Origin of the sequence: Rhodococcus ruber NBRC 15591, from assembly GCF_001894945.1 — a bacterium.
Lineage (GTDB): Bacteria > Actinomycetota > Actinomycetes > Mycobacteriales > Mycobacteriaceae > Rhodococcus > Rhodococcus ruber.
This window is the reverse complement of the sequence record NZ_BCXE01000024.1, coordinates 19509-29076: the sequence shown is the minus strand read 5'-3', so window position 1 is coordinate 29076 and position 9568 is coordinate 19509. Positions and strand designations below refer to the sequence as shown.

At 74.1% G+C, this 9568-nt stretch carries 8 protein-coding genes; 1 reads left to right on the top strand and 7 read right to left on the bottom strand.

Translation table 11 applies throughout. The features are described 5' to 3' along the window. Positions 1-18 precede the first annotated feature (18 nt). From RR3_RS17130 to RR3_RS17105, 6 genes are all read right to left on the bottom strand, one after another. The gene (locus RR3_RS17130; protein WP_010593532.1) at positions 19-1467 is read right to left on the bottom strand and encodes an aldehyde dehydrogenase; all 1449 of its coding nucleotides are present in this window, start codon (positions 1465-1467) and stop codon (positions 19-21) included. 11 nt (positions 1468-1478) lie between these two features. Beyond that, the gene (locus tag RR3_RS17125) at positions 1479-2636 is read right to left on the bottom strand and encodes an Rv3169 family protein (protein ID WP_064066766.1); all 1158 of its coding nucleotides are present in this window, start codon (positions 2634-2636) and stop codon (positions 1479-1481) included. Continuing rightward, entirely contained in the window at positions 2633-3778 is a 1146-nt protein-coding gene (locus RR3_RS17120; RefSeq protein ID WP_017682248.1) for a phosphotransferase family protein, read from the bottom strand. Before RR3_RS17120 ends, RR3_RS17125 begins: the two co-directional genes overlap by 4 nt. Before the next feature lie 69 nt (positions 3779-3847). Further along, on the bottom strand, positions 3848-4762 hold the full coding sequence (locus RR3_RS17115) for a dienelactone hydrolase family protein (RefSeq protein ID WP_017682247.1): 915 nt from the start codon (positions 4760-4762) through the stop codon (positions 3848-3850). Positions 4763-4841: 79 nt separating this feature from the next. After that, positions 4842-5726 carry an ROK family protein gene (locus tag RR3_RS17110; RefSeq protein ID WP_048773149.1) on the bottom strand — a complete coding sequence of 295 codons (885 nt, stop codon included), beginning with the start codon at positions 5724-5726 and terminating at the stop codon, positions 4842-4844. Further along, complete coding sequence (locus RR3_RS17105) at positions 5726-6481, bottom strand: class I SAM-dependent methyltransferase (RefSeq protein WP_029539964.1); 756 nt, start codon at positions 6479-6481, stop codon at positions 5726-5728. The genes RR3_RS17110 and RR3_RS17105 overlap by 1 nt, the downstream gene beginning before the upstream one ends. Positions 6482-6636: 155 nt before the next feature. Between RR3_RS17105 and RR3_RS17100 the strand changes: the two genes are divergently transcribed. Beyond that, positions 6637-7872, top strand: coding sequence for a glycosyltransferase family 4 protein (locus tag RR3_RS17100; RefSeq protein ID WP_040274921.1), 1236 nt, complete (start codon positions 6637-6639; stop codon positions 7870-7872). Here the strand turns inward: RR3_RS17100 and RR3_RS17095 are convergent. Beyond that, entirely contained in the window at positions 7777-9534 is a 1758-nt protein-coding gene (locus RR3_RS17095; protein WP_072786488.1) for an MmpA family trehalose lipid delivery protein, read from the bottom strand. The two genes, RR3_RS17100 and RR3_RS17095, sit on opposite strands and share 96 nt — an antisense overlap. Positions 9535-9568: the final 34 nt, after the last annotated feature.

Below are 9568 nucleotides of genomic sequence, written 5' to 3'. Positions count from 1 at the left end.
GAAGCCCGCGAGAGTCCGTCAGGCGCCGTAGCCGGGCGGGTACAGCACCGACTTGGTCTCGCAGAACGCCTCGACGCCCTCGGGGCCGTTCTCCCGTCCGATGCCGGAATTCTTGTAGCCGCCGAACGGTGAGCCCGGATCGAAGGCGTACCAGTTGATGCCGTAGGTGCCGGTGCGCACCCGCGACGCCACCTCGAGGCCCTTGTCGACGTCGGTGGTGTAGACGGAGCCGGCGAGGCCGTAGTCGGAGTCGTTGGCGATCTTGATCGCCTCGTCCACGCTGTCGTAGGGGATCACGCACAGCACGGGGCCGAAGATCTCCTCGCGCGCGATGGTCATGGAGTTGTCGACGTCCGCGAAGATCGTCGGTTCGACGAAGTACCCCTTGTCCAGGCCTGCGGGCCGGCCGCCGCCGAGCACCAGTCGCGCGCCTTCCTCCTTGCCCGTGGCGATGTAGCCCTCGACGCGGTCGCGCTGCTTCGCGGAGATCAGCGGTCCGAGTTGCGCCGCCGCGTCGTCGGGCATGCCGACGGGGAAGAACGCGGCGGTCGCCACCATCTTCTCGACGACCTCGTCGTAGCGCGAGCGCGGCGCGAGGATGCGGGTCTGGCCGACGCAGGCCTGCCCGGTGTTCATCAGGCCGGACATCACGAGCATCGCGATCGTCGAGTCGAGGTCGGCGTCCTCGAGGACGATGGCGGCGGACTTGCCGCCGAGCTCGAGTGAGCAGCGGGTGAGGTTGCGTGCCGCGATCTCGCCGATGTGCTTGCCGACGGCGGTCGAGCCGGTGAAGGTGATCTTGTCGATGTCCGGATGCGCGACGAGGTACTCACCGGTCTCGGCGCCGCCCGGGACGAGGGAGAGCACGCCTTCGGGCAGGCCCGCCTCGGCGAAGATCTCGGCGACCGCGTTGGTGGTCAGTGGCGACTCGGGCGCGGGCTTGAGCACGACGGTGCAGCCGGCGAGCAGGGCCGGGCCGAGCTTGTTGATCATCAGGAACAGCGGCACGTTCCACGCGATGACGGCGGCGACCACGCCCACGGGTTCACGCGTCACCCGGGAGCGTCCGAAGGCGCCGGTGCGCTCCTCCGTCCACGGAAACGAATCGGCAAGGCCCGCATAATAGTTGATCGTCGCCAGCGACGGCGTCACCTGCATCATCTGCACCGAGGCCGGCGGCTGGCCCATCTCGGCGGACAGCGACGCCGCAAGGTCGGCGCTGCGTTCCTCGATCAGCTTGGCGGCCTTGGCGAGCACCTGGGCGCGCTCGGACGGCGAGGTGCGGGGCCACGGTCCGTCGTCGAAGGCGCGACGGGCGGCGGCGACGGCGGCGTCGATGTCCTGCGGCCCGGCGACCGGCACGGAACCGACGCGTTCCTCGGTGGCCGGCGAGAACACCTCGAGGCGCTCGTCGGTGGATGGGGCGGCCCAGCGTCCGCCGATGAAGAGCTTGTCGTAATCGGTCATGTCACCTTTCCTCAACGATCTTCGGTTGCGCACTTGTCCGACCGGGCGGGGTGGGTGTCGACGAACCCGGTGAAGCCGTACTGCCGGTGCGGTCCGATCACGGCGACCTCGAACAGTCCCGTGCCGACGGCGTCCGACCCGGTGATCCGGAACCGCGCGAGATGGTCGGTGGGGCAGAACAGCAGCAACGCCGGGTCGATCTCGCGGACGTCGCGGCGCAGCGCCTGCACCACCAGCTCGCCCTGCCACATGCCGTGCCGCCAGTCCTGCTCGAGCCCGTAGCCGGTACCGACGGCGAGCAGGTTCGGCACCAGCAGTTCGCAGTCGACGGTCACGACCTCGGACCCGGGCCGGTGGAACGTCAGCACCGCCCCCGTGACGTTGCGGGTGCCCGGCGCGAACACCAGCCGGTGCTCCGGCCGGCCCAGCCACTCGGGCTCGGCGCCGGGCCGGATCCGGATCGCCTCCTCGACCAGACGCCGACCCTGGTCGTCCTCCTGCACGATCGTGACGAGCGTGTCGTTCTCGAACTGCATCACCGAGTAGATCCAGAAGAAGCCGGGCGTGCCCTCGTGCGCCTTGCGTCCGGGCGGCTCCGGTTCCCCGACCGGGCGCACGCCCCACGAGCGGTCGCGGTTGCCGAGCCACGTGCGCGGATCCACGTGCCGCGTCTGCCCGTCGACCGTGAGGGTGCCCGACCATCGGCCGGATTGGACGAACCGTGACGTGTCCATGACGACGCGCTCGAGCTGGCGCAGTCGCTGCGGTGTCTCCTCGGTGGCCGGGACGGTGCCCTCGAAGGTGAGATCGAAGGAGAGGTCGGCGGTCTCGGCGTGGCCGGGTTCGAGGACCACCCGCAGCCGCCGCAGCCCCTCGAGCACCTCGACGCGCAGCGGTCCGACGGCCGTGTCGGTCCGATCGGTGCCCAGTGCCTTCGACGCCCGGACGACGAGGTGGTCGTCGCCGCGGCGCAGCACCGCGAAACCGTCGGCCACACCGAGATTCGGGTACTGGCCCATGCCGACGATCAGGAACAGGTCGGCGGTGTCGGCGGGGTAGCAGTTGAAGTAGTACCGGTCGTAGAAGTTGCGGTCGGACGTCGCGACGCGCCGGATCGGTTCGGCCGTCTGGTGGACGGGGTAGTCGTCCAGGGGGGACAGGGAGCTCACGACGCCGACCCCTGCCGGTCGGTGCCGTCGAGCATCGCCTCGAGGGTGGCGCGGTGCATGATCGCGTCGTCGGGGTCGTGGGGTGGCTGCGCCTGCCCGAAGTGCACCGCGCGAGTGTGGATGCGCAGCATGATGATCGCGTGCTGCAGCGCCGCGTGGACGGTGTAGAAGTGCAGGTCGCGCGGGACGTGACCGGTGCGCTGCGCGTACGTGCGCGCGACGTCGTCGAGACGCAGGAAGCCCGGCAGACCCGGGAGCCCGGCGGAGGCGGCGATGTCCTCGAAGAACCGGTGCAGGAACGTCATCCAGGCCAGGTCCATCTCGCGGGCGCCGAGGGTGGCCAGTTCCCAGTCGAGCACCGCGACGGGCCGGAACCCGTCGAAGAGGATGTTGCCGATCCGCGCGTCGCCCCAGCACAGCACCGCGGGGGAGGGGTCGTCGGGACGGTGGGCGTCGAGCCAGGTGAGCGCCCGCTCGACGAGCGGGGAGCGGGGGCCACCGGTGCGGGTGGTCCATTCGTAGTAGGCGCGCTGACGCTCCAGGTGCGCCCGGACGGCGTCGGCGACGGTGCCGGCCGGTCCCAGCCCGGCGCTCGCCGGCGGGACGTCGTGGACACCGGCGAGCACCTCGACGCAGGCGTCCTGCATGGCGGCGCGCTCGGTGTCGCCGGCCTCGGTGACCCAGGAGCCGAAGTTGTACGGCATGACGTCCGGCGGTACGCGACCGGCGACGCGGGTCATGACGAAGAACGGGGCCCCGAGCGGGGCGGGGTCGGGTTCGTACCAGTGCACGGCCGGGACGGGGACGCGGGAGTGCTCGGCGACGGCGCGCATGACACGGGCCTGGCCCTCGAGGTCATAGGTGGGGAAGACGGGCACGGCGGTCTCGGCCGGGGCGACGCGGGCGACCAGCGGACGGTCGGTGCCGTCCCAGCGGGCGTCGAACAGGAGCGTCTCGCTGGACATGCCGGTGGTCTCGGGGATGTGCACGTTCTCGACGACCGGGTCGGTCACCTTCGTCGCGAGCCACGATCGCAGGTTCTCCCGGACCTGCTCGGGATCGCGCCGGGAGTCGCTGGGCCGCGCGACCTCGGCGTCGTGGCCGGCGGCGCCGGACGTCGACGCGGCAGGATCGATGCTCACGCGCTCTCCTTCCGGCCACCGGGACTGTGACCTCGAACACTAGAACACGTTACAAGTTTTCGGAAGGGGTCACCCCAGGTGAGTCCCGAACCAGGCGAGCATCCGGTCGTACGCTCCCGCGGCCGCGTCCGCGTTGTACCGGGGGCCGGTGTCGTTGAAGAAGGCGTGGTCGGCGCCGGGGTAGGTGACCACCTCGTGCGCCAGGCCCGCCCGCTCGAGCGCCGCGGTCGCCGCGTCCCGCGAGGCGTTCACGCGCTGGTCGAGTTCGGCGTAGATCGCGAGGACGGCGGCTCGGGAGCCGGCGAAGTCGGCAGCGTCGGGCAGCGGTCCGTAGAACGGGACGGCCGCCGCGACGCGCGGGTCGCCGGTCGTCAGCAGCAGCCACGTCATGCCGCCGCCGAAGCAGAACCCCACGGCCCCGACGCCCCGATCCGGCACCCGCCGGGTCAGCTCGTCGATGCCCGACCGCATGTCCTGGGAGAACCGTTGCGGCGGAACGGTACTCAGTGCCGCCGTGGCCTGCGCCGGGTCCGTGAACACGGCCGTGCCCCCCTCCTCGGAGAGCAGGTCGATCGCGAGCGCCGAGTAGCCGGCCCCGGCCAGGCGCCCGGCCACCGAGCGGATGTGATCGTTGAGTCCCTTGTTCTCGTGGATCACGAGCACGGCACCCCGGGGCTCCGCCGCCGGCGCCCATGCGCCCTGCAGCGTCCGTCCTTCCGGGCCGGGGAACGTGATCGGCTCCGTCGCAACGGCCGTCGCGCTACCCGGCGGTGTCCGGTCCGGGGATGCGGAAGCCGCCCCAGAAGGGCTGGAAGGTGTTACGGTCGAACCGTTTTCGTTCGAGCAGGCCGCCAGCAGGGCGGATGCCGCGGTGAGGCTCAGCCCCATCAGCCCCAGCCGGCGCAGCGCCTCGCGGCGGGTGAGCAGACCGTCGGCGTGGTCCACCGCGATCTCCTCGGCGATGTAGCGCTGGAAAGGCGTCATGGCCGCTCCCGTCCCGAGGGCAATACCCTCGTATTGTGACGCGGGAAGGGGCCGCGGCGCGGGCGATTCGCGTCGAAGCTCAGCCCGCGACGGCGAGGAGCCCGGCGCCCGTCAGGGTTCCCGCGGCGGCGAGCCGCGCCGGGACGAGCCGCAGCCCGGACAGGAACGGCAGCCGGGCGTGCCGGGCCGCGGCCGCGCGCATCGGCCGCCACAGCGGCGCGCCGGCCTGCGCGAATCCCCCGCCGACCACGACGAGGTCCACGTCGACCAGCGCCGCGGCCGACGCGATCACCTCCCCCAGGGCCGTCCCCGCCCGTCCCAGCGCCGCCACCGCGACAGGATCGCCCGCCCCCGCGTCGCGGGCCAGCGCCGCACCGTCGGCACCGGACCAGCCGTGCCCCCGCGCCCACCGCACCGCGGCGGGCCCGCTCGCCACGGTCTCCACGCACCCGGCGCCCCCGCACGCACACGCCTCGGTACCCACGCTCGACACCATGTGCCCGATGTGGCCCGCGTTGCCGGTCCGGCCCCCGGCAATCCGGCCGTCCAGCACCAGACCACCGCCGATGCCGGTCGAGACCACCACAGCGACGAGGTCGGCCGTACCCCGGCCCGCCCCGAGCCGGTGCTCGGCCAGCGCGGCCGCGGCCCCGTCGACCGCGAGCCGCACCCCCGCGCGCGGGAACAGTCCGCGCACGGCATCGGCCAGATCGAAGCCGCGCGCCCACTCGCCGATGTTGATCGGCGCCACCGAGCCGGCGCCGGTGTCGACCGGGCCGGCACTGGCGATCCCGACGGCGGTCACCTCGTCCCCCGCGGCGACCTGCCGCAGCAGCTGCGCGCACGCCGCCCACACCCCGTGCACGGGCGTCGGCACCGTCCGCGGTGGGTCGAGCGTGCCGTCGGCGCGAACGCGGGCGGCGGCCATCTTGGTGCCGCCGACGTCGAGGGCGAGCGCGACCATCAGCGCCGGCGCAGCACGAGCACCAGGTTGCTGACCAGGAACTCCCGTAGCGCGGGGACCCGAACCAGCCACCACGCCCAGTGCGGGTGGTACCGGGGGAACGCGGCCAGCAGCTCCCCGTGCGGCGTCGACCGTGCCCAGTGCAGCCCGTCGCGGCAGCCCACCTCGAACAACGAGACCCCGTACCGGTTCTTCGGTTCCCGGCCGTGCCGGCGGGCGTACCGCCGGGCCGCGTACTCACCGCCGAACGCGTGCCACGGGCCGGTCTCGTGCCCCCCGAACGGACCCCACCACAGCGTGTACGACAGCACCGTCAGCCCGCCCGGCCGCGTCACCCGCAGCATCTCCTCGGCCATCACCCACGGCTGCGCCACGTGCTCGGCGACGTTCGACGAGAAGCACACGTCCACCGACCCCGTGCGCAGCGGCAGCGCGAGGCCCGAGCCGCGGACCGACCCGCCCACGGCGAGGCCGGCCGCGTGCATCTCCGACGGATCCGGCTCGACCGGCACGTAGCGGGCACCCGCCGCGCCGAACACCTCCGCGAAGTATCCCGGTCCGCCCCCGACGTCGACGACGGTCGTGCCGGTGAGGTCCCGGTCGGTCAGGTCCGCGTACAGGTCACCGATCAGGTCGACGGTGTCGCGCGCGAGCGCCCCGTAGAACAGCTCGGGTGCGGACTGCTCGTGCCGGAAGTCGCCGAGCAGCCCGACGGATCGGCGCAGGGTGGCGCGCCGGGCGAAGGTGCGGGCCACCGGGGGAACGGGCAGGGTCGGAACAACCACGAGGAGCAACCATAGCGGCCCCCGCACTGCACTACCCGCCGGTAACCCTCCACCGCGGGTGCCCCTGCACCCGTTAGTGTGTTCCGGGATACATCCGTCGACGACGAACCACAGGGGGTCGCCACGTGCGCGAGGTTCTGTTGCTGTGCTGGCGCGATACCGGGCACCCCCAGGGCGGAGGCAGCGAACGGTACCTCGAGCAGGTCGGAGCCCAGCTCGCCGCGCGCGGCATCCGCGTCACCCTCCGCACCGCCGCCTACCCCGGTGCCCCCCGCCGCGACGAGATCGACGGCGTCACCGTCAGCCGCGGCGGCGGACGGCTCACCGTCTATCCCCGGGCCCTCGCCGCGATCGCCGCCGGCCGTCTCGGCGTCGGCCCGCTGCGTCACCTCCGGCCCGACGCCGTGATCGACACCCAGAACGGCATCCCGTTCTTCTCCCGGCTCGTCGCCGGGGCGCCCGTGACCGTGCTCGTGCACCACTGCCACCGCGAGCAGTGGCCCGTCGCCGGGCGCGTCATGGCCGCCCTGGGCTGGTGGATCGAGTCCACGCTGTCGCCGCGCGTGCACCGCGACGACCAGTACCTGACCGTGTCGCTGCCGTCCGCCGACGAGCTCATGGCCCTCGGGGTCGACCGCGACCGCATCGCCGTCGTGCGCAACGGTGCCGACGCCGTCCCCGCCGGCGTCGAACCCGGCGACGAACACACCCGCACCGCGCATCCCACCGTGTGCGTGCTGTCGCGGCTCGTACCGCACAAGCAGATCGAGGACGCCCTCGTCGCCGTCGCCGCGCTGCGCGACCGCGTCCCCGGCCTGCACCTCGACGTCATCGGCGGCGGCTGGTGGGAACGGAACCTGCGCGCAGCCGCCGCCGACCTCGGCATCACCGACGCCGTCACCTTCCACGGCCACGTCGCCGAGGACCGCAAGCACGAACTGCTCGCCCGATCCTGGGTGCACGTGATGCCGTCCCGCAAGGAGGGGTGGGGGCTCGCCGTGGTCGAGGCCGCCCAGCACGGTGTGCCCACGATCGGCTACCGCAGTTCCAAGGGCCTGACCGACTCGATCATCGACGGCGTCACCGGCGTGCTCGTCGACTCCCCGGACGAGCTCACCGGTGCCGTGGCCGACCTGCTCGCCGACGCCGACCGCCGCCGCACCCTCGGCGGCAAGGCCCGGGTGCGCGCCGCCGAGTTCTCCTGGTCCGCGACCGGCGACGGGGTGCACGAGGTGCTCGCCGCGACGGCCGCGGGCCACCGCGTCTCAGGACTGTTCCCGCGCCCCGCGCAGGCCGCCGTGGTGCTCGCGGCGCCGGACGCGCCGTCGCAGGACCAGCAGGCCCACGAGCCCGCCTGCTGACACCGCCGCCCACAGCGCGTGCGCGGCGATCGCCGCCGTCCGGTCGTCCGACCGGGTCCCGGCGACCCCGCGCACCCGGTACAGCGACAGCGCGGCGTCGGTGACCACCGGCTCGAGCTGCTCGAGCGTGCGGGCCGAGTCGCCGAGATCCCCGGGCGTGCCGTGCTCGACGAGCACCCACCCCACGCCGTGGGCCGCGAGGTCGGCCGGCGCCGCGCCCGCCAGCAGCAGGCGTTCCACCTCCGCGGCCCCCCGGCCCTCGCCGGCGACGGTGCCGCCGGCGACGATCAGCTCCCCGGACTGCAGCACGTCGGCGCGCAGCATCCGGGGGGCCGGATCGAGAACCGGTGCGGCGCCACTGAACTCGAATCGCCGGAACATACCCGCCGGCAGCACCGCCACATCGCCGTCGCCGGGCGGCACCGTCGCCGCGACCCGCTGCCACGCGTCCGGATACTGCACCGGGCGTACGCGCCCGCCCACGCCCCACGCCAGGTCCGGAAGGGCCAGCAGCACCGCCAGCGCGGTCGCCGTGGCCCAGACGCCGGCCCGCCCGCCGAAACGCGTCCGCAACGTGCCGACCCCCGCCGCGGCGGCCAGCGCGTACAGCGGCACCGCCCAGGCCACCCACTTCTGCGTGTCGCGCAGCAGACCCGCACCCGGGACGTGCACCATCGCCCACTCCCCGGCCCGCAGCCCCGGCCCCGTCGCCGCGAGGGCGGGACCGAGCACCGCGACCGCGGCCAGCGCCGTCAGCACGCCGAGCACCGGGTTGCGCCGTCGCCGCCACAGCGCCGGCACCCCGCACACCACCACCAGCAGCAGCGCCGCAGTACCGACCAGCGCCCACACCGTCGTCCGCGACGCGGGCACCGCGTCGGCGTTCCAGATGCCGCCGAGCCCCGCCACGCTGCCGAGCGTGCCCAGCGCGGGCTCGGCCCGTGCCGCGAAGGCGCGCACCCCCGCCGGATCCGATCCGTCGCCCGCGCCGCCGGAGACGGCCGTCGCCACCAGCCACGGCGCCGCCACCGCACCCGCCAGCGCCACCGCGCCGGCCAGCCGCGGCACCCGCCGGGACCGCCCGCCCGGGGGCGCGAGCACGGCCAGCGCCGTCCCCGACGCCAGCAGCGCACCCGTCGGGGTCAGGCCCGCCACGCCCAGGCACACCGCCAGCGACGGCCACCCGGAGCGGTCGCCCCGCCGCACCGCCACGGCGGCCACCACCGTCCACGGCAGCGCCGCGTAGCCCACCAGCAGGCTCCAGTGCCCCTGCAGCAGCCGCTCCGCCACGTACGGGTTCCACACGCCCACCGTCGCCGCCACCAGCCGGGCCGGCAGCCCGGCCGTCGGCAACAGCACCGCCACCAGCCGGGCGCTGCCCCAGCCGGCCGCCCACAGGGCGCCGGTGAGCAACGCCGTCACCACCAGGCCGCCGTCCGCCACCGAACTCGCCGCCGCCAGCAACGCGTCCTGCGGGACGGCCCGCGCCGCGGCATCGGTCAGACCCAGCGCCGAGTCCGTCGGAAACGACCGCGGGGTGCTCACCGCGTCGCGCAACAGCAGGTAGCCGGGGGAGGTGAGCAGCGGCCCGAGCACCACGGCCGCCAGCGCGAGGCTGTAGAGGGCCGGGACAGCGGGACGCAGCGACACCGGCCTGGGCATGGCCGCACAATACCCATCTCGCGCCGGTGTCCCG